This window comes from Kiritimatiellia bacterium, from assembly GCA_018001225.1.
Taxonomy (GTDB): Bacteria; Verrucomicrobiota; Kiritimatiellia; order CAIQIC01; family JAGNIJ01; genus JAGNIJ01.
This window is the reverse complement of the sequence record JAGNIJ010000007.1, coordinates 32,425-55,529: the sequence shown is the minus strand read 5'-3', so window position 1 is coordinate 55,529 and position 23,105 is coordinate 32,425. Positions and strand designations below refer to the sequence as shown.

The window sequence follows — 23,105 nt, the reverse complement described above, 5'->3', positions numbered from 1 at the left end:
CGCGTGAAACCCCGAGGCCCGGCCCCGCTGCTCCTGTCGCTCCTGCTCGCGCTCGCCCTCCGGGCCGGCGCGGCGCCCGCGGTCACGCCGGTCGTCAACCGCGAGTACCTGCCCGCGGTGCTCGCCCTGATCGCCGGGGCGACGAACACGATCGAGTTCCTCCAGCTGGAGCACCACGACGACGCGGCGGTGCGCCGCATCGAGGCCGAGCTGGCCCGCGCGGTGGAGCGCGGCGTGCGCGTGCGCGGCCTTCTGGAGGACCGCATCGACTTCAACGCCGAGGGGCGACAGCGCCTGGAAGACCTGGGCGCCGAGGTCCGGCTCGACACGCCCCGCAAGATGCTGCACGCCAAGCTGATCGTCGTGGACGGCCGCAAGGTCCTGCTCGGCTCCACGAACTGGACCGGCAACTCGATGGGCAACAACAACGAGACCAACGTCCTGCTCGACGACCCCGTCCTCGCGGATTATTTCACGCGCTACATCGCCGCCCTGCGGGAGGACAGCTTCGCGGAGCCGGAGCTGCCCGCCGTCGAATCAGGCCCGGTGCGCACCCTCGTGAACCGCCAGTATTTCCCCGCCGTGCTTTCCCTGTTCAACGATGCCGCCCGGCGGATCCGGGTCATCATGTACGGCGTCAAGTACGATCCGAAGTACGAGGGCAGCAAGGTCAACCAGTTGGTCGAAGCGCTGGCCGCGGCCCACGCCCGCGGCGTGGACACGGCCGTCATCCTCGACTTGAGCGACTACAACACCACGCTGAACGAGGTCAACGCGCCGACCCGGGACTACCTCGCCGCCGCGGGCGTGGCCGTCTACGACGACCCGGAGCGCATCACCACGCACGCCAAGGTCGTGCTGGCCGACGACCGCGTCGTCATCGGCTCCGCCAACTGGGGATACGACGCGCTGGAGCGGCGCAACGAAGCCTGCGTGGTGATCGAGGACCCGGCGATCGCGGACTTCTTCGCGGCCTACTTCGAGCACCCCGACCGCCGGGGCGCGCCCGTGCCCGCTCCCGCCGGGGCCGCATCCGAGGAGGCCAACAATTAGTCCAGTTGCCCGGCCAACCTCCCGGCGGCTGTGCGCAACAACTCCTCCGCCCGCGCCAGGGCCTCGGGCGTGAGCATCTCCGCCGGCGCGCAGGACTCGACCCGTTCGATCCTCGCGCCGCGACAGGCTTCCGGCGACAGGCCGACCCGCCCGGCCAGCACGGCCACGCGCGCGCCGGCCCGGCGCGCGACCTCGATCACGCCCGACACCACCTTGCCGCGAAGCGAGGTCTCGTCCAGCCGCCCCTCCCCCGTGATCACCCAGTCCGCCCCGGCGAGCGCCTCCGCCAGCCCCGTGGCCTCGATCACGGCCCGCGTGCCGGACACGAGGCGCGCGCCCAGAAACGCCGCCGCACCCGCGGCCAGGCCGCCGGCCGCGCCGCCGCCCGGCCGCGTCGAAATCTCCACGCCGACCTGCTCCCTCCCCCGCCGGGCCAGATTCGCCAAGCCCGCCTCGAGCTGTTCCACCATCCCCGGCGTGGCGCCTTTCTGCGGGCCGAAAACACGCGCGGCGCCTTCCGGCCCAAGCAGGGGATTCGTGACGTCGCAGAGCACATCCACCGGCGGCGGCAACCAGGCGGCGGGCGGATGGATCGTCCGGATACGCTCCAACTCCCCGCCGCCGGGGCCGACCGGCTTCCCGCGGTCGTCCAGGAATTGCCAGCCGAGCGCCGTCACCGCGCCGACCCCGCCGTCCACCGTCGCGCTGCCGCCCACGGCGAGCAGGAGCCGGCGGGCGCCCCGGCCGAACGCGGCGGCCATCAGCTCGCCCGTTCCATAGGTCGTCGTCTTCAAGGGATCCTGTTCGCCGGGCGGGACCAGGGTCAGGCCGCTGGCCGCGGCCATCTCGACCACCGCCTCGCGCGCGCTTTCCATCCACGCATAGCCGGCCTCGACCCGTTGATCCGGCAGCGGCCCAGCGACCCGGCACGCGATCCACGTTCCGCCGCGCGCGGCCATCAGGGCCTCCGCCGTGCCCTCGCCGCCATCGGCCATCGGGCAGACGACCACGTCGAGACCGGGCCGGGCGGCCCGGAGAGCCGCGCGGACGATCCCGCCCGCGCGGGCCGCGGACAGGCTGCCCTTGAACGAATCCGGCGCGACGACCACCTTCATGTCAGGCCGGGAAGAGGCCGTCGTACACGACGCCCTTGCGGGGCTCGGCCATCCAGCCCGCCACGGCGTCGCGCCACGCGGCATAGTGCGGCGTGTTCTTGTGGGCGGCGGCATCCTCCCGGGACGCGTACGCCTCGTAGAGGACGAAGCGGGTCGGGTCTTCCTGCAGTTGCAGGACGTCGAATCGACGGTTTCCCGGCTCGCGGGTCGAGGCTTCGTGGTTGGCCCGGCAGGCCAGGATGAAGGCCGGCACGGCCTCTTTTTTCACGCTCACGTGGACCAGCGTAACGTACATAGAGCCCTCCATGCTCTGGATTCTGGAACCCGGCGCCCATTGTGGGAGAAGGCCGCCGCGGCTTCAACCTCCAATCCCGCGGAATTCCTCGACAAATCACGGGATCGGGCGCTGCATTGATGTTGCGCGCCTGTGCCGCACATGGTAGTGAATACAGCCTGATTTTTCAGGGTCCGGCCCCCTGTTTTTCGCCGGGCATGAAGGGGAAACACCTTGTATCTGAAGCATCTCGAGCTGATCGGGTTTAAAAGCTTCGCCGACCGCACGAAGCTGGATTTCGAGCCGGGCATGACGGCCATCGTCGGCCCGAACGGCTGCGGCAAGAGCAACATCGCGGACTCCATCCGGTGGGTGCTCGGCGAGCAGAGCGCCAAGGCGCTGCGCGGCTCGAAGATGGAGGATTGCATCTTCAACGGGACGGACAGCCACAAGCCCATGGGCATGGCCGAGGTGTCGATGACCTTCGCCGACTGCGAGAAGGTCCTCGGCACCGAGTACAACGAGATCACCGTCACCCGCCGCGTCTTCCGCGACGGCGAGGGCAGCTACTTCATCAACAAGACGCCCTGCCGCCTCAAGGACATCCAGCGGCTGTTCATGGACACGGGCATCGGGACGGACTCCTACTCCATCCTCGAGCAGGGCCGCATCGACCAGATCTTGAGCTCGCGCCCCGAGGACCGCCGCGAGGTCTTCGAGGAGGCCAGCGGCATCACCAAGTTCAAGGCGGACAAGAAAGAGGCCATCCGCAAGCTCGAGCACACGGAGGCCAACCTGCTGCGCCTGGCGGACGTCATCCGCGAGGTCCGGCGCCAGATCATTTCCCTCCAGCGCCAGGCCGGCAAGGCCCGGCGCTACCAGGTCATCCAGGAGCAACTGCGCGGCCTCGATCTGTTCGCGACGCGGGACCGCATGCAGATCTTCGACCGGGACCTCGCGCAACTGGAGACCCGGCTGGCGGCCGTGCTGGAGCAGGAAGAGGCGCTGCGGGCGGAGATGGCCGAGACCGAGCGAGAGGCCTCGGAGAACCGCGCCGCCCTGTCCGCGGCCGAACAGGCGATCGCGCAGGCGATGGAAGCCTCGATGCGGGCGCGCACCGATCTCGACCGCGCCCGGGAGCTGATCCAGGTCAACGAGGATCGCATCCGGGAATTGCAGAACCTGTCGGACCGCGACCGGCACGACGCCGACGAGGCGCAGCAGCGGCTCGAGCAGCACCGCGCCTCGTTCGAGGACTTGGGCCGGCAACTGGCCGACGCCGTCGCGGCGCGCGACGCCGCCGAGCGCGACTTCCAGGCCCGGCAGGCGGACCTGGTGGCCCACGAGGAGAAGATCGCAGCCGCGCGACGCTCCCTGCACGACTTGAGCACCGAGATGATCGACCTCGAGAGCCGCGTCTCCCGCCTGCAGAACGAGCTCTACGACCTCGAGGCCGGCGAGCGCACGGCCACCCTCCGGCGGGAGCGGCTCTCGGCCGAGCAGGCGGAACTGCGCCACTCCGTGGACATCTACGCGGCCCGCCAGGAGGAAATGAACGGCGCCCTCGGGACCCTGCAGGGCGAGGTCGCCGCGCTCCAGGCCCGCCACGATGAGCGCGCGGCCGCCCGCGTCGACGGCGCGCGCCGGCTCGCCGAAACGCTGAAGAACCTGGCCGACCTCAAGGCGCGGCTCGCCGCGCGCGAGGCCCAGGTGGAAATGCTCGACCGGCCCGAGGCGCGGCTCGACGGCCTGCCCGGCGGCGCGCGCGCCCTGCTCGAGTCGCCGGCCGACTGGCACGTCCGCACGGACGCCGTGCTCGGCACGCTGACGGATCGCCTGCAGCCCGACCCGGTGTACCGGGTCGCGCTGGAGGCCGCCCTGCACACCGGCCTGGACGCCCTGCTGGTCGCCGACGAAGCCGCCGCCCTTGAGCTTTTGCGCGAGGTGGCGCAGCACGCCGCCGGCGCGGTTCGCCTCCTGCCTCTGGCCGCTTCCGCGACGGGACCGGACCCCTGGCCGGACGGACCGGGCCGGCCCCTAGCGGACTTTGTCCGGTGCGCTCCCGAGTGGCGGCCGGCTGTCGAACGCCTGCTCCTCGGCACACGCGTCGTGGACGCGCTGCCCGCGCCGGGCGCAACCCTCCCGGCGGGCGCAACGCTCGTGACGCCCGGCGGCGCGGTGCGGCGCGGGAACGGCCTGGTGGAATTCTGGATGCCGGGGGCGCACGAGATCACGCCGCTGGCCCGCCGGGAATACCTCGAGGATTGGACGCGGGAGCTGAAGGAACTGCGGCGGCAGCACACCGAGGGCGAACTGCAGGCGGCGCGCCTGCGGGACGATATCGCCGCGGCGGAGGCCGACGAAACCGCCCTGCGCCGCCAGCTCGAGGAGCGCCGGCACGCCCTCGCGCAGCGCGAGGGGGAACAGCATATCATCGCCCAGGAGGCGGACCAGGCCCGGCAGCGCGCGGACACGGTCGCCTGGGAGTGGCAATCGCTGCAGGAGCAGACCTCCTCCGGCACCGAGCGGAAGAACGCGATTCACGGCGAGCTGGAACAGCATCGCGCCCGGCAGGCCGAGATCCGGGCGGCCACGGCCGCCCGGAACGACGAGCTGCGCGCCCTGGAACACGAGCGCGCCGGGAAGGCCGACACGGCCACGAACGCCCGGGTCGTCCACGCGGAGCGCCGCCAGGCCGCGGAGCACATGGTCGAGCGGCAGAAACCCCTCCAGGCGCGCATCCAGGAGATCGAGGAGCTCATCCGCACTCGATCCGAGGATCTCGTGTCCTACCGGTCGCGCATCGGCGACCTGGAGCGGCAGCTGGCGGAAACGAAGACCCGCCTGCAGCCGATGGAGGACGAGGTCGCCCGCCAGGCCGAGCGCCTGGACGCGGCGCGGAAGCGCCGCGAGGAGGCCCTGGCCTCGGTGGGCGCGCGGGACCAGCGCCTGCACGAGCAGCGCGCGGCCATGGACGACCTGCGGAACCGCAAGGGCCAGGTGGACGTCGAGCTCGCCGAGCAGCGCGTGCGCCGCCAGAACCTGGTCGAACGCGCCATGGCCGAGTACCACGTCACGGCGGAGCAGCTCGCGGCCGCCCCGGAGCCCGCCTGGGAGAACGGCCAGCGGCCCGACCGCGAGGCGATGGAGACGCAGATCGCCGAACTGCGGGCCAAGCTGGAGTCCATGGGGCCCGTCAACCTGATCGCCATCGAGGAATACAAGCAGCACGAGGAGCGGCACGACTTCCTGACCCGGCAGCAGGACGACCTCGTGAACGCCAAGCAGCAGTTGATGGACTTCATCCGGCGCATCAACCAGACCACGACCGAGATGTTCTCGCAGACGTTCAACAAGGTGAACGCGAACTTCCAGGACATGTTCCAGAAGCTGTTCGGCGGCGGCACGGCCAAGCTGGTGCTCGTGGACGAGGGTGACGTGCTCGAGTCCGGCATCGAGATCATCGCCCGGCCGCCGGGCAAGAAGCTGCAAACCGTCTCCCTGCTCTCCGGTGGCGAGCGCACGATGACCGCCGTGGCGCTGCTGTTCTCCCTCTACATGGTCAAACCGAGCCCGTTCTGCCTGCTGGACGAGCTCGACGCCGCCCTCGACGAGGCCAACATCGGCCGCTTCATCAAGGTGGTCCAGGGCTTCCTGGAGAGCTCGCAGTTCATCGTCATCACGCACAACCGGCAAACCATCGGGGCCGCGGACATCCTCTACGGCGTCACGATGGAGCACCAGGGCGTGTCGAAGATCGTCTCGGTGAAATTCTCGCACCACGAAAAACCCAAGGCCCCGGCGCCGCCGAAAGAGGAACCGGCCCCCGCGCCCGCGGCAGAACCGCCGCCGACGGTGTAGGACCCCGCCGGGCAAGCCGGCGGGGGGGCGCGTCAAGGTGATCAGTCCAACTCGAGAATGGGCAGGGCCCGGTCCCAGCCCTGTTGCAGCATCTTGATGTCGAGGGTCAACTGCTTGCACTCCAGATCGAGGGCCTGGCGTTCGTTCTCGGGGGCGGCGCCCAGTTTCTGTCGAAGCTCCACGCGGCGCCGCTCCATCTGCCTGCGACGCAAGCGAAGGATCAGGTCCTGTGCCGGGTCCTGCGGCGAACTGTCCTCGCCCATCAGCCGCGAGGGTGACGCCTCGACCTGGGCCAGCAGGCGCGCCGCCTCCGGATGGTCCGGCCCCAGCGCGCTCATCGGATGCTCGTCGCCGACCAGGATCAGGTCGTACAGGCGGCGGCAGACCGGATCGGTCATCGCGTCCGCGGGCAGATAGCGCCGGAAAAGCTGCGCCGCCTCCGGGTGGCGAACGGCCAACTCCAGCACGGTCACTTCCTCCAAGGGATGCTCCACCCGCGCCGGGGGCTCGTCCCCGGCCTGAACCCGCGCGGGACCGGCGGGACGCATCATACGACTCAAATCCTGCCGCAGCGCGGGTTCCGTCAGGCCTAGTTCGCGGGCGGCCTGGCGAAGGAGGTGGTCGCGCTGCACGGCGGACGGGGCCTTGGCGATCGTCTCCAGCACCGCGCGGGCGGCGCGCATCAGGCCCGCCTCACCGGAGAAGGTTTCCTGCTTTCGCAGCAGTTCGACCTGGAAATCCAGCAGGGGGCGGGCCTTGTCCAGCACCGCCTGGAACGCGGCGGGGCCCTGCCCACGGATCAGGGAATCCGGGTCTTCGTCCGGCGGCAGGGAGGCGATGCTGACGCTCAAGCCCGCCGCCAGGAGAAGCTCGGCGGAACGCAGGGAGGCCTTCTGGCCGGCCGGGTCGGCGTCGAGCACCACCGTGACCGAGTCGGCGTAGCGTTTGAGCACCTGGGCGTGCTGCTCGGTCAGCGCGGTGCCCTGGGCGGCCACGGCGTTCTGGAACCCGCCGAGGTGGCAGCGGATGACGTCGATCTGCCCCTCGCAGAGCAGGGCCGCGCGGCTGTCCATGATCGCGCGCCGCGCCTTGTCGAGGGCGTACAGCAGCTTGCCCTTGTGGAAGACCGGGGTCTCGGGCGTGTTGACGTACTTCGCGGCCTTGGGGTCGTCGGCCAGCAGGCGCCCGCTGAACCCGACGATCCGCCCGATTTCGTCGCGGACGGGGAACATCAGGCGGTCCCGGAACCGGTCGTAGACGCGGCCTTCCTCGGAATCCGACCGGCTCAACAGTCCCGCCGCCTCCAGCAGCGCGGGCGTGTATTTCTTCTTCTGACCCCACTTCACCAGCGTATCCCACCCCTCGGGCGCGTAGCCGAGCAGGTAGTCGCGCACGACGGCGTCGCCCAGGTCGCGCTTCTGAAGATACCGCCGCGCCGCCTCGGCGGCCGGCAGCTTCTGCAGCGCGTGGTGGTAGAGCATCGTCACGTCCTCGAGCAGCTTGAGAAGGAGGTCCTTGTTCGGGCCCTCCTGCCGGTCGTCCTCGGTGAGTTCGACGGCGATCCCGGCGCGCCGCGCGAGCAGGCGGACCGCCGACACGAAGTCCACGCCGTCGTACTGCATGATGAAGCGGAACACGTCGCCGCCCGCGCCGCACCCGAAGCAGTGGAAGGACTGCCGCTGCGGGTTCGCATGGAAGGATGGCGTCTTCTCCTTGTGGAACGGGCAGAGCCCCTTGAACGACGAGCCGGCCCGTTTCAGCGGCAGGTAGGTGCCGACGACCTCGACGATGTCGTTCGCGGCGCGAATCTGCTCCAGCAGGGCCTTGGAAATGACCGGGCTCATGGGTCGCCCTGCTCGCCCTCCGCCGGCGCCGTCTCCGCGGGCGGCTCCGCTTCCGCGGCCTCCCCCTCCAGGACCCCCGCCTCCCGCCGGACCGGAATCCGGAGGGCGGGATACTTCTCCGCGAGCTTCTCGTACGCGGGCAGGACGTACTGCGCCAGGGGGCGGCCGAAGAAGGATTCGTCCACGAAGTGCCGCCGCAGGGCCTCGTGCGGGACGAGGCCGAGCAGGAGGATGATCGCGCCGGCCTCCACGGAGTAGCGGAGGAATCCCGCCAGCGCCCCGCCGACCTTCTCGATGCGGCCGCGGAACGTGAACTCCATGAGGTGGCGCAGCACGACGCGCAGCAGCCGCATGGCCAGCCAGCCCCCGGCCAGCAGCACGCCGAAGGAAACCATGTAGGCCGCCTTCGGGTCCCACTCCCCCATGCGCGTGTGCTCGAGCAGGTAGCCGCCCATCGGCTCGTAGAAGTGGATGCCCGCCGCGACGGCGACGACCACGCTCAAGAGCCGGGCCAGCTCGCCGGACAGGCCGTTCAGGAAGCCCCGCACGACGCCCAGGACGATGTAAATCATCGCCAGGATATCCACCAGGTTGAATTGTGGCAGGTTTTCCATTATGAATCTCCCGCGCTTCGGCCTCCGGGCGCGACCCGAACCCGGGACCAGTGTAGGAAGATGGGGGCCGTGGGCAAGCCGGTTCTCGGCCGGCGCGTGAAATCGAGGAAATGCAGCCTTTAATTATAGACCGTTCGCAGCATGTGGTCAGCCGGAAGAACATCGCGCCGGAGGCGCTCCGGGTGCTCTACCGCCTGAACGAGGCCGGCTTCACGGCGTACCTCGCCGGCGGCGGCGTGCGCGACCTGCTGCTGGGCCGCACGCCCAAGGACTTCGACATCGCGACCAGCGCCCACCCGAACCAGGTCAAGCGCCTGTTCCGCAACTGCCGGCTCATCGGCCGGCGATTCCGGCTCGCCCACGTCTTTTTCCCGAACATCATCATCGAGGTCTCCACCTTCCGCGCCCATATTCCCGGGGACGGCGCGCAGCGCGTGACGACCAAGGAAGGCATGATCGTCCGGGATAACGTGTTCGGCACGCCGCCCGAGGACGCCCTGCGGCGCGACTTCACGGTGAACGCCCTGTTCTACGACATCGCGGATTTCTCGCTCGTGGACTACGTCGGCGGCCTGAAGGACCTCGACGCCCGGCTGCTGCGCGTAATCGGCGATCCGCGGGTCCGGTTCCAGGAGGACCCCGTGCGGATGCTGCGCGCCGTGCGGTTCGCCGCGTCGCTGGATTTTACCATCGAGGAGACCGCCCGGCAGGCGATCCACGACATGAAGGAGCACCTGGCCCAGGCCTCCCGGGAGCGGCTGCACGAGGAGATGCTCAAGATCTTCTTCTGCGGCCGCGCGGAGCCCGTGCTGCAGGGCCTGTTCGACACGGGGCTTTTTGCCGTCCTGTTCCCGGAGGTCGCGGCGTGGCTGCACGGCCCCGGCGGCGAGGCGGGCCGCGACGGGATGCGGCGGGCGCTCCGCCAGGTGGACAAGTGGAAGGCCGCGGGCCTGCGCCCCGGGGAATCCCTGCTCTGGGCGCTCCTGTTCGGCCCCTACTTCGAGGCCCGCGCGGCCGACCCCGGGCTGGCCGGTCTTTCCCGCACCGCGGCGCGCGCCCGCGCGGCTCACGACCAACTGCTGAACCCCTCGCACCGCGTGCAGATCCCGCGGAACGTGGCGCGGGGGGCCGCCGATATCCTCGCGGCGCAGGCGGTCTTTCCCCGGACACAGGGCAAGGGACCGCGCCGCTTCGCCGCGCGCCACGTGTTCAAGGACGCCCTCGTCTATTTCAAGTTCTCCGCGCGGGCGCGCGGCGAGCACGAGGAATTGGTGAGGTGGTGGACCGATTTTCTCGCCGGCCTGCGGAATCCCCCGCCGGCGCCCGCCGCGGAAGAGCCTCAACGCGACGGCGCGGCCTCGCCGTCCGAAGAGACGTCGGGCACCAGCATCATCTGACGGCAGTCGGAGAGCAGGCGATAGGCCTGGGTCAGGATCTCCGCCATCCGGACCTCCGCCGGCGCCTTGTTCCGGCAGGACTCGAAGTCGCGGATCGCCTCGCGGCATTTTTTCTCGATCTCCTTGAGCAGCGCCGGATCACTGCGGTCCTGGATGTACTTCTGGTACAGGGCCACGGCCTCGTTGAAACTGCGCGCGCCGCGGACGAAGACGGGATCGTCCCAGGTGATGATCTCCTCCGCCCCGGCGGGCTTCGCCGGGGCCGGCTCCGCGGCCGGCTCGGGCGGGCGGATGGTCCCGTCGAACGACATCGCGCGGCTCTCCTCGGGGATGTCGGGCTGTGGAAGGACAGACGGTTCCGCCGGCGGGGGCTCCTCGTCGAACGCCCCGGCCTTCCATCGGCCGTGGAGCCAGAATCCCGCGTACGCGAGAGCCGTGATCGTACCGAGAACCAGGAAGGCGGACAGCGAACGCGCCAGCTCCGAAGACGTGCGGGAGCGAGGCTGGATGCTGAACGTCGTCGACGTGGGCTTCGCGACCAGGACGCGCTTGGCGCTCTGCGCCAGCTTGCGGCTGCGCGAGAGCTTCTTCGCCGTGGGGGGAGGCTCGACGATATTCACCGGCGGCGGGAACCGCAGCGCGCTGCGCAGGATCAGGCTCTGCCCGGAGACCGGCAACTCGCTCAACGGCCAGCCGCCCTTGGCCACCTCCTGCAGGTCCGCCAGCCACTCGGCCCAGGTCCGGTACCGACCGGCCGGGTCGCGGATCATGGATTTTTCGACCAGCCAGCCCACGCCGGACGTGATCTCCCGGTTGAGCTCCTGCGGATCGGGAAGCTGGTCCGGCACCTGCCGGTCCAGGGCCTCCACGCCCGTGAGTTCGCGGAACGGCTTGCGCCCGGTCATCATCTCGTAGAGCAGCGCGCCGGCGGAATAGATGTTGGCGCGGTAGTCCACGCTGGCGGAGCCGTCGGCCTGCTCGGGGGCGGCGTAAGAGAGCCGCGCCCGGTAGGCCACGCCGCCCGGCGGCAGGATACCCATGTCCGCGACGCGGACGGTGCCGTCCCGCTCGAGCATGACGTTCCCCGGGCAAAGATCGTGGTGGATCAGGCGTTCGCGGTCCCAGGCGTAGGTCAGGGCCAGGGCGATGCCCTCGGCGATCTGCATGGCGTGCTTGGGCTGCAGGCGGCCCTTGCGCGAGAGGAGTTCGGCCAGCGTGCAGCCGTCCACGAATTCCATGACGTAGTAGAGCCCGCCTTCGAGTTCGCCGACGTCCTTGAGGTCCACGATGCCGGGATGGTGCAGCCGGCTGGAGGCCCGCGCCTCCTCCATCGCGCGGCGCCGGAAGCTCTCGTCGGGCACCTCGTCCGTGCGCAGCCATTTCACGGCCACGGGCGGGGCGTCCGGCGCGGCGCGCGCGGCCCAGACGACGGACGAGCGGCCCTCTCCTACGACGGACAGGAGTTCATAGCCCGGCACTTGGATCGTGTCTTTTTGCATCGCGGCCCCGGCGCATCGTTTCTTATACCGGTCCGGCCCCCGTTCCGCAAGCGGGCTTTGGCCGGCCATTCTCATTCTGGGCAGAACAGCAGGCTCATAGCGCCTGCTGTACCGTGGACGTCTGTTGAACGCGCAGCGGGGGCTACGAACCCGCTGTGACTCGGGCGCCGAAAAGCGCCAACAGCAGAATGGCTGGGGCTTTGGCCGCCCCCCGGGAATGCGCTTGTGCCGCCGCGGAGGGACGGTATATTGCTACCGGCGACTTCAGGGGAGTTCTCGATGGAATTCTGGCTGTCCGCGACAACGATGGGATGCCTGCTCGTGGCCGCCGTCTCGGCGGCCGGCGCGCCGGATGCCGCCGGCCCCCGGCGCCTCCGCGTGGCCTGCGTGGGCGACAGCATCACCTTCGGGGACCGGCTGGACGACCGTGCGCGGGAAAGCTACCCGGCGGTGCTGCAAAGCCTGCTGGGCGGGGAATACGAGGTCCGCAATTTCGGCGTTAATGGCGCGACCGCGCTGCGCAACGGCGCCCTGCCCTACTGGATCCTCCCGGAGTTCGAGGCCGCGAAGCGCTTCGCCCCGGACGTGGTGGTCCTGATGCTCGGCACCAACGACTCGCACCTTCGCCACCGAGGCGAGCGCGCGCAGTTTGAAACCGACCTGCGGGACCTGGCGCGGCAGTTCGCGGACCTCGATGGCCGGCCGGCGATGATCCTGAACCTGCCGCCGCCCTGCTACGGGATGATGAGCGCTTACGCGCAGAACGTGCTCCGCCGCGAAATCCTTCCGGCCATCCGGCGCGTGGCCGACGCGGAACACTGGGGGGTGGCCGACGTGCACGCGGCCTTGACGGACCGGGCCGACTGGTTCCCCGACGGCGTGCATCCCAACGCCGCCGGAGCCGCGGCGATCGCGCAGACCGTCTACCGCGCGGTGCGAACGATTTCAGCGGAAAGGTGATGCTCATGAGCAAGTACTGGACCATCCTCCTGGTCGCCGGCCTGGCCGCCGGGGGCCTCGCGCAGGAGCCGCCGCCGACCAACTACGCGCCCAAAATCGCGTGCGCGGAGGCCAATTGGAATTTCGGAGACCAGGTCAATACGCAGACGCTCGAGCACGTGTTCACCCTCCGGAACGAGGGCAACGCCACGCTCCTGATCGGCAACGTCCGGCCGACCTGCGGCTGCACGGTCGCCCAGCTTTCCACCAGTTCCATCGAGCCGGGCGGCGAGGCCACGCTGACCGCCAAACTCGACCTGCGGGGCCGGTCCGGCGGCCAGATCAAGCAAATCCGCGTCGAATCCAACGACTCCACCCAGTCGCCGTTCGTCTTGAGCATGACCGGTTCGGCCGTCGCCGAGGTCTCCGTCAACCCGCCCAACCTCTTCCTCGGCCGCCTCCGGGCCGAATCGATCGTCACCGCCGCGGTAGAGATCGTGGCGGCGCCGAGCACGCCCCTGCGGGTCACGGGCGCCACCTCGGACAATGCCGCGGTCAGCGCGACCACGGAGACGGTCGAGGAAGGGCGCCGCTACCGGCTGGTCATCCAGACCCGGCCGCCGCTTTCCATCGGCCATTTCCTGGGCCGCATCACCGTCACCACCGATCACCCGGGGGCCTATTCCACCCTCTCGGTCACGGTCACCGGCGTAACGGGCGGCGGGCTGACCGTGGCGCCCTCGGAGATCGTCATCGGTTCGGGCGACGTCCAGCCCTTGACGCGGCATATCGTGCTTCACTCGCCCGACAATGTCCCGTTCTCGCTGCTCGGCGTCGAGGTGCCGCCGGGCGTCAACGCCACGGTGTTCCCGATGGGCAACAGCGGGTATCGCGTGCAGGTGGATAACCTGTCCGCCGCGCCCGAACTGAACGGCGCGGAGATCCGCGTCCGCACCAGCGTGGAGGAGATGCCGATGGCCGCCATTCCCATCCGGATCGTGTCGCCCGCACCGTGAGCGAATCGCCGTCCATTCGCTCCCGGTTCACGGCCGCGGCGGCGCGGATCGCGTCGCTGATGGTCATCGCCGCCGTCGCGGCGGGGGCCGCCAACCTGGTCCACCCGAGAAAGATCGCCTGGGTCGAGGATTGGTCGCGCTACATCGAGGCGCGCGCCCTGGCGGCGGGGTTCCGGCTGGCCGGCACGGCCGCCACCCGGGAGATTGTCGACGCCCGCTCCCACCTGATCTTCGACGCCCGGCCCGCGGCGGACTACCGGGCCGGCCGCCTGCCGGGCGCGGTCTCGCTGCCTTACGACAGCATCCAGGACGAATTCCAGAACGTCGCCGTCCTGCTCCTCGGCGGGCAGCCGATCCTGACCTATTGCTCGGGACTGGTCTGCGACGAGTCGTTCCTGCCTCGGCGATCTGCATGGCATGCTTGGGCTGCAGGCGGCCCTTGCGCGCCAGCAGCTCGGCCAGCGTGCAGCCGTCCACGAACTCCATCACGTAGTACAGGCCGCCGTCCACCTCGCCGACGTCCTTCAGGTCCACGATCCCGGGATGGTGCAGCCGGCTCGAGGCCCGCGCCTCCTCCATCGCGCGGCACCGGAAGCTTTCGTCGGGGACCTCGTCCGTGCGCAGCCACTTCAGGGCCACCGGCGGCGCGTCCTCCGAGGCGCGCGCGGCCCAGACGATGGACGAGCGGCCCTCGCCCACGATGGACAGAATCTCGTACCCCGGTACTTGGATCGTGTCTTTCTGCATAGCGCCCCGCCGGTGGCACCCGGCGTATCGTCCCTTATACCGGGCCGGCCCGCGTTCCGCAAGCGGGCTTTGGCCGGACCGTGGGAATGCACTTGTTCCGCCGCGAAAGGCCGGTATATTTCTACGGGCATCTTCAAACGGAGTTCCCGCGCATGGAATCATGGCTGTCCGCGACAACGATAGGCTGCTTCCTGCTGGCCGCGCTTTCCGCGGCCGGCGAAACGGAGGCCCCCGCCGCCGGGAGGATCCGCGTGGCGTGCGTGGGCGACAGCATCACCTTCGGGGACCGGCTGGCCGACCGCGCGCGCGAAAGCTACCCGGCGGTCCTGCAAAGCCTGCTGGGCGGGAACTACGAGGTCCGCAATTTCGGCGTCAACGGGGCCACCGCGCTGCGGAACGGATCCCTGCCCTACTGGATCCTTCCCGAGCTCGAGGCCGCGAAGCGCTTCGCCCCGCACGTGGTCGTGCTCATGCTCGGCACCAATGACTCGCACATGCGCAACCGGAGCGAGCGGGAGCAGTACGAAGCCGACCTGCGGGCCCTCGGCCGGCAGTTCGCGGACCTGGAAACCCGGCCCGCCATGATCCTGAACCTTCCGCCCCCCTGCTACGGAATGATGAGCGCCTACGCGCAGAGCGCGCTCCGTCGCGAAATCCTGCCCGCCATCCGGCGGGTGGCCGACGGGGAGCGCTGGCAGGTGGCCGACGTGCACGCGGCCCTGACGGACCGGGCCGACTGGTTCCCGGACGGCGTGCATCCCAACGCCGCCGGCGCCGCGGCGATCGCGCAAACGGTCTACAACGCGGTGAGAACGATTTCAACGGAAAGGGGATCGCCATGACCAAGCACTGGACAAGCCTCCTGGTCGCCGGCCTGGCCGGCTGGAGCCTCGCGCAGGAGCCTCCGCCGACCAATTATGCCCCCAGGATCGCGTGCGCGGAGGCCAATTGGAATTTCGGCGAACAGGTCAACACGCAGACCCTGGAGCACGTGTTCACCCTCCGGAACGAGGGCAACGCGACGCTGCTGATCGGCAACGTCCGGCCGACGTGCAACTGCACGGTCGCCCAGCTCTCCACCAGTTCCATCGAGCCGGGCGGCGAGGCCACGCTCACCGCCAAGCTCGACCTGCGCGGCCGTTCCGGCGGCCAGATCAAGCAGATCCGCGTCGAGTCCAACGACTCCACCCAGTCGCCGTTCACCCTGACCATGACCGGTTCGGCCGTCGCCGAGGTGTCGGTCAACCCGCCCAATCTCTTCCTCGGCCGACTCCGGGCCGACTCGGTCGTCACCTCCACGGTGGCCATCGTGGCGGCGCCGAGCACCCCCCTGCGCGTCACGGGCGTCACCTCGGACAATGCCGTGATTGGCGCGACCTTCGAACCCGTCGAGGAGGGCCGGCAGTACCGCCTCGTCGTCCGCACGCAGCCGCCCCTCTCCGTCGGCCATTTTCTCGGACGGCTGACGGCGGCGACCGATCACCCGGGGGCCTACTCCAGCCTCGTGGTCACGGTTACCGGCGTCGTGGGCGGCGGCCTGACCGTCGCGCCGACGGAGATCGTGCTTGGCGCCTCCGACGCCCAACCCCTCACGCGGCATATCGTCCTCCACTCGCCCGACAACGTCCCCTTCTCACTGCTGGGCGTCGAAGTGCCCGCCGGCGGGATCACGGCCACCGTGTTTCCGATGGGCCAGAGCGGGTACCGGGTGCAGTTGGATAACCTGACCGCCGCGCCGGAGCTCAACGGGGCCGAGATCCGCATCCGCACCAGCATGGAAGAACTGCCGGTGGCGACGATTCCCATCCGCCTCGTGTCACCCTCGCCGTGAGCGCGCCTTCGTCCATCCGCTCCCGGGTTATCGCCCTGGCGCCGCGGATCGCTGCGCTGATGGTCATTGCCGCCCTTGCCGCGGGCGCGGCCAACCTGGTGAACCCCCGAAAGATCGCCTGGGTGGAAGACTGGTCCCAGTACATCGAGGCCCGCGCGCTCCAGGCCGGATTCCAGCTGGCGGACACCGCCACCGCCCGGGAGATCATCGAGGCCAAAACGCATCTCGTTTTCGACGCGCGGCCCGCGGCGGACTTCAAGGCGGGCCGCCTGCCGGGCGCCGTCTCGCTGCCCTACGATACGATCCAGGACGAGTTCCAGAACGTCGCCGTCCTGCTGCTGGGCGGGCAGCCGATCCTGACCTATTGCTCGGGGCTGGTTTGCGACGAGTCGTTCCTGCTGACGCAATTCCTGCGCCAGCAGGGGTACACGAACATCGTGCTGTACTCCGGCGGCTACGAGGAATGGACCCGCGCGGGGCTGCCGGTGGAGGGCCGGCCATGACCCGCGCCTGGATCCGGCCGGCGCTGCGCTGGGGATTGGCCGCGGTGTTCGCCGCGGCCGCCGCGGCGAAGATCGCCTCGCCCCATGATTTCGCGGTGGCCGTGTTCCGCTACCAGATGCTCCCCCACGCCCTCGTCAACCTGGCGGCTCTTTTCCTCCCGTGGCTGGAACTGACGTGCGCCGTGGCCCTGGTCGCGGCGCCGCGCTGGCGGGACGCCGCGCTCACGATCCTGCTGGGGCTGCTGATCGTCTTTACCGCGGCGATCGCCTTCAACCTGTACCGCGGCATCGACACCGCGTGCGGGTGTTTCACCGTCAAGCCGGGTGCCCGGCACATGGGCTGGTGGAACCTCGGGCGCAACGCCGTGCTGATCCTGGCGGCATGGGGGGCGCGGGAAAGCCGCCCCATGCATGCCAACCAGATCCTGTAGCGGCGGCTCTGCGAGCCGCCTCCAGGCGCTTCGTAGAAGCGCCCCTACAGATCGGCCGGCATCCTCTCCGCCATGCGCGCCAGCATCCTCAGCACCACGCGGCCGACGAGGTCCAGGCTTTCCGGGGACAGCTTGTCCATCCGGTCCTCCGGCGTGTGCCAGTAGTCGTTCCGGCGCGGCCCGCTGCCGAAGTAGAAATCGATCAGGTCCACGGCCGGCATACCGGCCTGATGAAACGGGTCGTGGTCATCCCCGACTTCGTGCGGGTACAGGGTGAACCGGTCGCGCACGCCCTCGGCCCGCGCGGCCTCGAAGACCTCCGCGATCAACCCGGAGGCGCCGTTGCGCGGGATCGTCACCGTCAGGTCGCGGTCGCCGATCATGTCGAGGTTGATCACGGCCTTCACCTCTCCCGCCCGCCCGGATTCGACCAGTTGACGGGCCAGGTGGCGGCTGCCGTGCAGGCCGTCCGTCGGGCCATAGCGGACCATGGCCTCCTCGCCGTCGAAGAAAACGATCCAGGTTTCCCAGGGCCACGGCGGAGAGGCGGCCATCCAGCGCCCCAGTTCCAGGAGCAGTCCCGTGCTCGATCCGCCGTCATTCGCCCCCTCGAAGCCCTCCCCCAAGCCCGCCTGCGTGTCGTAGTGGCCGGAAAGAATGACCAGCCCCTCTCCGCGGCCGGGCAGGCGGCCGATGACATTACGGAACACCATCGTGCCGACGGGGCAGAGATCCTCGAAGGACTCGATCTCGGCCTCCACTCCCAGTTCCCGCAGGCGCTCATGCAGGTAGGCCGCGGCGCGTTCCGCGCCGGGCGTGGCGGCATCGCGCGGGCGCACCGCGACAAAGCGGCGGACCTCCTCGAAGGCGGCGGCGCCACTGAACCCCGACGGAACATCCGAAGGGGATTCCACGGGTTCGTGACGGCCGCAAGCCGAGAACACCAGGGCGAGTCCCACGCCCAATGCGATCAAGCGCATGCCGTGGGAGCATATTGACAGGCGCGCCGGTAGTAAAGTAGGTTAACGCGGCACGGTCGGCGGGGTAGCTCAGTTGGCAGAGCAGAGGACTCATAAGCCTAAGGTCACCGGTTCGATCCCGGTCCCCGCCACCAGCCTTCCGATGCTCTTCCTTTAAACAACCTGTGTCATATCCCCCAAAAAAAGTTCGCGCTCCCCTTTACAAACTGAAACAATATGATATTGTTCATAATGTCTATAGATTAAATAGAGTATAAAGAAAGGGACGGACATGAGCAGCGACAAGATTCACACGCAGGCGCTCCACGCGGGGCAGCAGCCCGACCCCACCACGGGGGCGCGGGCCGTGCCCATCTACCAGACCACCTCCTACGTGTTCAAGAGCACCGAGCATGCCGCAAACCTTTTCGCGCTCAAGGAATTCGGCAACATCTACACGCGGCTGATGAACCCGACGACGGATGTTTTTGAAAAACGCATCGCGGCCATCGAGGGCGGCACCGGCGCGCTGGCGGTCGCCTCGGGCCAGTCCGCCATCACCCTCGCCCTGCTGGCGATCACCCGCGTCGGCGACGAGATCGTCGCGGCGAACAATCTCTACGGCGGCACGTACCAGCTCTTCCACTATACGTTCCCCAAGCTCGGCCGGACCGTGAAGTTTGTGAACTCGCAGGATCTCGACGCCTTCCGGAAGGCGATCACGCCGAAGACGCGCGCGGTGTACGTGGAGACGATCGGCAATCCGAAGCTGGATGTGCCGGACTTCGCCGCGGTCTCGAAGATCACCCACGACGCGGGCGTGCCGCTGGTGGTGGACAATACCGTGGGCGTGGGCCTCGTGCGGCCGTTCGACCACGGCGCGGACATCATCGCGAGCTCCGCCACGAAGTACATCGGCGGGCACGGCACCTCGATCGGCGGGGTGATCGTGGACTCGGGCAAGTTCAAGTGGAACAACGGCAAGTTCCCGGAATTCACCGAGCCCGATCCCAGCTACCACGGCCTGGTCTACTGGGACGCCCTCGGCAACGTGCCCGGCATGGGCAACGTGGCGTTCATCCTGAAGGTCCGCGTGACCCTGCTGCGCGACCTCGGCCCGGCGTTGAGCCCGTTCAACGCGCACCAGTTCCTGCTCGGACTCGAGACGCTGCCGCTGCGCCAGGCGCGCCATTCGGAGAACGCCCTGGACGTGGCGCGCTTCCTGAAGAAGCATCCGCTCGTGAGCTGGGTCAGCTATCCCGGCCTCGAGGACAGCCCCTATTTCGCGACCGCGTCGAAATACCTGAAGAAGGGCTTCGGCGGGCTGGTGGGCTTCGGGATCAAGGGTGGGCTGGAGGCCGGCAAGAAGTTCATCAACAGCGTGCAGCTCTTCTCGCACCTGGCGAACATCGGCGACTCGAAGAGCCTGGTGATCCACCCGGCCTCGACGACGCACCAGCAGCTGACGGCCGCGGAGCAGGCGGAGACAGGCGTAACCCCGGACTACATCCGCCTCTCCATCGGCATCGAGGACATCGCCGACATCCAGGCCGACCTCGACCAGGCGCTGAAAAAGGCGGCGGGCTGACGTCCTGCCGCCGCCGGGAACGGCCTCACAGTTTATAAACTGCGAGGCGTGGGGATTCGGAAGGAACTGCAGTCATGGCTTCCTACGGCAACATCCTTCAGGCCATAGGGCGGACATTGTGACCCGGTCCGACCTGATTTTCCCCTGGACCGCGCCCCGCGCCGAGCACGACCAACCGAGGAGCAGTTCCTATGCGATTTGAGACCCGGGCGATCCACGACGGGCAGCCGAGCGATCCCGTCACGGGCGCGGTGATAACACCCGTCTACCAGACGTCCACCTTCCAGCAGGACGGCATCGGCCGGCCGCGCGCGTTCGAGTACTCGCGCTCGGGCAACCCCACGCGCGCCGCGCTGGAGGCGGCCCTGGCCTCGCTCGAGAGCGGGAAGCACGGCCTCGCCTTCGCGTCCGGCGTCGCGGCGACCCACGCCGTGCTGAACCTGCTCGGGCCCGGCGACCACGTCGTCGCGGGCGAAGATCTCTACGGTGGGACCTACCGCCTGCTCCACAAAGTTTTCGGGCGCTGGGGCGTTCAAACCTCCTACGTCAACGCGGCGGACCCCGCGCAGGTCTCGGCGGCCTTCACGGAACGCACGCGCCTGCTCTGGGTGGAAACCCCGACCAATCCCCTGCTGCGCCTGGCCGACCTGCGCGCGCTGGCGGAGGTCGCCCACGCGCGCCAGGCCCGGCTCGCGGTGGACAACACGTTCGCCAGCCCCTATTTCCAGCGCCCGCTCGAACTCGGCGCGGACCTCGTGGTCCACAGCACCACCAAGTACCTCGGCGGCCACAGCGACGTGATCGGCGGAGCGGTGATCGTTTCGGACGACGGGCTGCACCAGGAACTCAAGGCCTACCAGAACGCCGCCGGCGCCGTGCCGGGGCCGTGGGATTGCTGGCTCGTGTTGCGGGGCATCAAGACGCTGGCGCTCCGCATGCGGGCCCATGAGCAGAACGCCCTGCGCCTGGCCCGGTTCCTGGAAGCGCACCCCGCCGTCGAGCGCGTCTACTACCCGGGCCTCCCGGCGCATCCGCAGCACGAGCTGGCGAAAAAGCAGATGTCCGGGTTCGGCGGTATGATCAGCCTCGACCTGAAGGGCGGCTTCCCGGCCGTCGAGCAATTCACGGCGTGCCTGAAAGTATTCATCCTCGCGGAAAGCCTGGGCGGCGTGGAGTCGCTGGTCTGCTATCCCCCGAAGATGACCCACAGTTCCATCCCGTCCTCCGAGAGGCGGCGACGCGGCATCGGCGACGGACTCGTCCGGCTTTCCGTAGGCATCGAGCACGGCGACGACCTGGAGGCCGACCTGCGGCAGGCGCTGGGCGCCCTGGCCTGACCATCACGGTCTCGCCGGAGCTCGACCCTCCAGGCGGCAATCGGATCAGGGATTTGGAGGGCGGAGCTCCCGCGACGCCGAAAGCTTGCCAAGACGCCACCGGTGGGCAATCTTGGTGCGGGATGCGATGACATCGACAACTCCAAAGCTCCGCGTCGCCGTCGGTATGAGCGGCGGGGTGGACAGCTCCGTCGCGGCGGCGCTGCTGGCCGAGCAGGGCCACGAGGTCGTCGGCCTGACCGCCCACCTCTGGCGCGAGGGGTCCCGCTGCTGCTCGCTCGACGACGCGCGCCGCGCCCGGCAGATCGCGGACTTCCTGGACATCCCCCACTACCTCCTCAACGCACTCGGGTTCTTCGGCGAACGCATCGTCGCGCCCTTCGTGCAGGAATATGCCGAGGGACGCACCCCCTCGCCGTGCGTCCGCTGCAACGAGGTGGTCAAGTTCGGCCTGCTCCTGCGGGAGGCGCTGGCGCTCGGCTGCACCCACCTCGCCACCGGCCACTACGCGCGCCTGGCCCGCCGCGAGGACGGCTGGCATCTCTCCCGCGGGCGCGACCGGAAGAAGGACCAGTCCTATTTCCTGCACCGTCTCGACGCCTCGCAACTGGCCCATAGCCTGTTTCCGCTCGGCGACCTGACCAAGCCGGAGGTCGCGGACATCGCCCGGGCGAAGAAGCTGCCCGTGATCCACGATTCCGAGAGCCAGGATCTCTGCTTCGTGACCGAAGGCGGCTACGCCGAGTTCATCGAGAAACGCCGCCCTCATCTCCATCAGCCCGGCCCCATCACGGACACGGCCGGCCGCGTCCTCGGCCAACACGAAGGCCACTATCACTTTACCATCGGGCAGCGCGAGGGCCTGGCCGTCGCGGCCGCGCAGCGGCTGTACGTCAAGGAACTCCACGCCGACACGAACACCGTCATCGTCGCCCCGCTGGAGGAAACGCTGAAGCCCGGCTGCCAGGTTGAGGATGTGCACTGGATCCGGCCGGCGCCGGCCGGCGCTATCGAATGCGAGGTCCAGCTCCGCTACCGCCACGCCGGCGCCCGGGCGACCGTGCGGCCGACGAAGCCCGGCGGCGCGCAAGTGGATTTCACCGAGCCTCAATTCGCGGTCACGCCAGGCCAGGCCGCGGTGTTCTACGACGGAGACGACGTGCTGGGCGGCGGCTGGATCGCCGCGGAGAGGACCCCATGACGCCGTGGGCAGACATCGCCTGGCCGCCGGAACTGGCCGGCAAGGCGGCCGGGTTGGGACGCCTGCTCCGGGAGCTGGGCGCGGTCGTGGTCGCGTACAGCGGCGGGACGGACAGCGCCTTCCTCGCCGCGGCGGCGCACGGCGTGCTGGGCGAGCAGGCGGAGGCGGTCACTGCGGACTCCCCCTCTCTGCCGCGCAAGGAACTCGAGGCGGCTCGCGAGCTGGCCGCGCGGATCGGCATCCGCCACCGCGTCATCCAAACCCGGGAGATGGACAACCCGGCCTACCTGAAAAACGCCCCGGACCGCTGCTTCCATTGCAAGACGGAGCTGTTCACGCTGCTCGGCCAACTCGCCCGGGAAAACGAGAAGCGGATCGTGCTGGATGGCGCCAACACCGACGACCTCGGCGACTACCGGCCCGGCCGCGAGGCGGCCGGGAACCTGAACGTCCGCAGCCCGCTGCTGGAAGCGAAGTGGAGCAAAGCGGATATCCGGGCCGCCTCGCGGTTGCTGGGCCTGCCGACGGCGGACAAGCCGGCTTCCGCGTGCTTGTCCTCGCGGGTACCGTACGGCACGGCCATCACGCCGGAGATCCTGCGCGCGGTGGAGCAGGCCGAGGACGCGCTGCGCGGCCTCGGTTTTGCCGTGGTCCGCGTGCGGGCGCACGGGAAGTTCGCGCGCATCGAGCTGGCGCCCGGGGACATCGAACGCGCGGCCCGGGCGCCGTTGCGCTCGGAGATCGCGCGGGCGGTCAAGGCCGCGGGATTCCGCTTCGTCGCTCTCGACCTGCAGGGGTACCGGACCGGGAGTTTGAACGAAGTGCTTTGAAGATGGAGGGCGACGGGTTTGACGGCGGCAGGAGCCTGCCGCCCTCCAGGGAAAGTTCATGCGAAC

20 protein-coding genes and 1 tRNA gene are annotated in these 23,105 nt (G+C 69.4%); 14 read left to right on the top strand and 7 right to left on the bottom strand.

Annotated features, from left to right (window positions below; translation table 11 throughout):
* Window positions 1-3 precede the first annotated feature (3 nt).
* Entirely contained in the window at window positions 4-1,053 is a 1,050-nt protein-coding gene (locus KA248_03905) for a hypothetical protein (GenBank protein MBP7829041.1), read from the top strand.
* Here KA248_03905 and KA248_03900 read toward each other — a convergent pair.
* The gene (locus KA248_03900) at window positions 1,050-2,168 is read right to left on the bottom strand and encodes a glycerate kinase (GenBank protein MBP7829040.1); all 1,119 of its coding nucleotides are present in this window, start codon (window positions 2,166-2,168) and stop codon (window positions 1,050-1,052) included. The two genes, KA248_03905 and KA248_03900, sit on opposite strands and share 4 nt — an antisense overlap.
* A gap of 1 nt (window position 2,169) precedes the next feature.
* Window positions 2,170-2,463 (bottom strand): antibiotic biosynthesis monooxygenase, encoded by a 294-nt coding sequence (locus tag KA248_03895; protein MBP7829039.1) that lies wholly within the window; start codon window positions 2,461-2,463, stop codon window positions 2,170-2,172.
* A 213-nt stretch (window positions 2,464-2,676) separates the two neighbouring features.
* On the opposite strand from KA248_03895, the gene smc reads away from it, so the two are divergent.
* Window positions 2,677-6,303 carry a chromosome segregation protein SMC gene (gene smc / locus KA248_03890; GenBank protein ID MBP7829038.1) on the top strand — a complete coding sequence of 1,209 codons (3,627 nt, stop codon included), beginning with the start codon at window positions 2,677-2,679 and terminating at the stop codon, window positions 6,301-6,303.
* Between the two features lie 41 nt (window positions 6,304-6,344).
* Here smc and dnaG read toward each other — a convergent pair whose 3' ends face one another.
* Together dnaG and KA248_03880 are read right to left on the bottom strand one after the other, a co-directional pair.
* Entirely contained in the window at window positions 6,345-8,147 is a 1,803-nt protein-coding gene (gene dnaG, locus KA248_03885) for a DNA primase (GenBank protein MBP7829037.1), read from the bottom strand.
* Window positions 8,144-8,761 (bottom strand): CvpA family protein, encoded by a 618-nt coding sequence (locus tag KA248_03880; protein ID MBP7829036.1) that lies wholly within the window; start codon window positions 8,759-8,761, stop codon window positions 8,144-8,146. The genes dnaG and KA248_03880 overlap by 4 nt, the downstream gene beginning before the upstream one ends.
* Before the next feature lie 110 nt (window positions 8,762-8,871).
* Here KA248_03880 and pcnB point away from each other — a divergent pair, with 110 nt between their 5' ends.
* Window positions 8,872-10,158 carry a polynucleotide adenylyltransferase PcnB gene (gene pcnB / locus KA248_03875; protein MBP7829035.1) on the top strand — a complete coding sequence of 429 codons (1,287 nt, stop codon included), beginning with the start codon at window positions 8,872-8,874 and terminating at the stop codon, window positions 10,156-10,158.
* Here the strand turns inward: pcnB and KA248_03870 are convergent.
* A complete protein-coding gene (locus tag KA248_03870) occupies window positions 10,101-11,657 on the bottom strand; it encodes a serine/threonine protein kinase (GenBank protein ID MBP7829034.1) in 1,557 nt (518 codons plus the stop codon). The two genes, pcnB and KA248_03870, sit on opposite strands and share 58 nt — an antisense overlap.
* A gap of 279 nt (window positions 11,658-11,936) precedes the next feature.
* On the opposite strand from KA248_03870, the gene KA248_03865 reads away from it, so the two are divergent.
* Both KA248_03865 and KA248_03860 read left to right on the top strand, forming a co-directional pair.
* On the top strand, window positions 11,937-12,617 hold the full coding sequence (locus KA248_03865; GenBank protein MBP7829033.1) for a hypothetical protein: 681 nt from the start codon (window positions 11,937-11,939) through the stop codon (window positions 12,615-12,617).
* 5 nt (window positions 12,618-12,622) lie between these two features.
* The gene (locus tag KA248_03860) at window positions 12,623-13,612 is read left to right on the top strand and encodes a DUF1573 domain-containing protein (protein MBP7829032.1); all 990 of its coding nucleotides are present in this window, start codon (window positions 12,623-12,625) and stop codon (window positions 13,610-13,612) included.
* Window positions 13,613-13,675: 63 nt separating this feature from the next.
* On the opposite strand, the gene KA248_03855 is transcribed toward KA248_03860, so the two are convergent.
* Complete coding sequence (locus KA248_03855; GenBank protein ID MBP7829031.1) at window positions 13,676-14,359, bottom strand: protein kinase; 684 nt, start codon at window positions 14,357-14,359, stop codon at window positions 13,676-13,678.
* A gap of 152 nt (window positions 14,360-14,511) precedes the next feature.
* Here KA248_03855 and KA248_03850 point away from each other — a divergent pair, with 152 nt between their 5' ends.
* The 4 genes from KA248_03850 to KA248_03835 are packed head-to-tail and all read left to right on the top strand — an operon-like array spanning window position 14,512 to window position 17,124.
* The gene (locus KA248_03850; GenBank protein MBP7829030.1) at window positions 14,512-15,201 is read left to right on the top strand and encodes a hypothetical protein; all 690 of its coding nucleotides are present in this window, start codon (window positions 14,512-14,514) and stop codon (window positions 15,199-15,201) included.
* Window positions 15,198-16,190: a DUF1573 domain-containing protein gene (locus KA248_03845; GenBank protein ID MBP7829029.1), complete on the top strand. Its 993-nt coding sequence runs from the start codon at window positions 15,198-15,200 to the stop codon at window positions 16,188-16,190. Before KA248_03850 ends, KA248_03845 begins: the two co-directional genes overlap by 4 nt.
* The gene (locus KA248_03840; protein ID MBP7829028.1) at window positions 16,187-16,693 is read left to right on the top strand and encodes a rhodanese-like domain-containing protein; all 507 of its coding nucleotides are present in this window, start codon (window positions 16,187-16,189) and stop codon (window positions 16,691-16,693) included. Before KA248_03845 ends, KA248_03840 begins: the two co-directional genes overlap by 4 nt.
* Entirely contained in the window at window positions 16,690-17,124 is a 435-nt protein-coding gene (locus KA248_03835) for a DoxX family protein (GenBank protein MBP7829027.1), read from the top strand. The genes KA248_03840 and KA248_03835 overlap by 4 nt, the downstream gene beginning before the upstream one ends.
* Window positions 17,125-17,168: 44 nt before the next feature.
* Here the strand turns inward: KA248_03835 and KA248_03830 are convergent, their stop codons facing one another.
* Window positions 17,169-18,104 (bottom strand): M28 family peptidase, encoded by a 936-nt coding sequence (locus KA248_03830; protein MBP7829026.1) that lies wholly within the window; start codon window positions 18,102-18,104, stop codon window positions 17,169-17,171.
* 58 nt (window positions 18,105-18,162) lie between these two features.
* Between KA248_03830 and KA248_03825 the strand changes: the two genes are divergently transcribed.
* The 5 genes from KA248_03825 to larE all read left to right on the top strand — a co-directional run bounded on the left by KA248_03825 (window position 18,163) and on the right by larE (window position 23,039).
* Window positions 18,163-18,238: transfer RNA gene (locus KA248_03825), tRNA-Met, on the top strand.
* Window positions 18,239-18,375: 137 nt separating this feature from the next.
* The gene (locus KA248_03820; GenBank protein MBP7829025.1) at window positions 18,376-19,671 is read left to right on the top strand and encodes an O-acetylhomoserine aminocarboxypropyltransferase/cysteine synthase; all 1,296 of its coding nucleotides are present in this window, start codon (window positions 18,376-18,378) and stop codon (window positions 19,669-19,671) included.
* A 191-nt stretch (window positions 19,672-19,862) separates the two neighbouring features.
* Window positions 19,863-21,008, top strand: a complete 1,146-nt coding sequence (locus tag KA248_03815; protein MBP7829024.1) for a cystathionine gamma-synthase — start codon at window positions 19,863-19,865, stop codon at window positions 21,006-21,008.
* Window positions 21,009-21,135: 127 nt separating this feature from the next.
* Window positions 21,136-22,209, top strand: coding sequence for a tRNA 2-thiouridine(34) synthase MnmA (gene mnmA, locus KA248_03810; GenBank protein MBP7829023.1), 1,074 nt, complete (start codon window positions 21,136-21,138; stop codon window positions 22,207-22,209).
* Window positions 22,206-23,039, top strand: coding sequence for an ATP-dependent sacrificial sulfur transferase LarE (gene larE, locus KA248_03805; protein ID MBP7829022.1), 834 nt, complete (start codon window positions 22,206-22,208; stop codon window positions 23,037-23,039). The genes mnmA and larE overlap by 4 nt, the downstream gene beginning before the upstream one ends.
* Window positions 23,040-23,105: the final 66 nt, after the last annotated feature.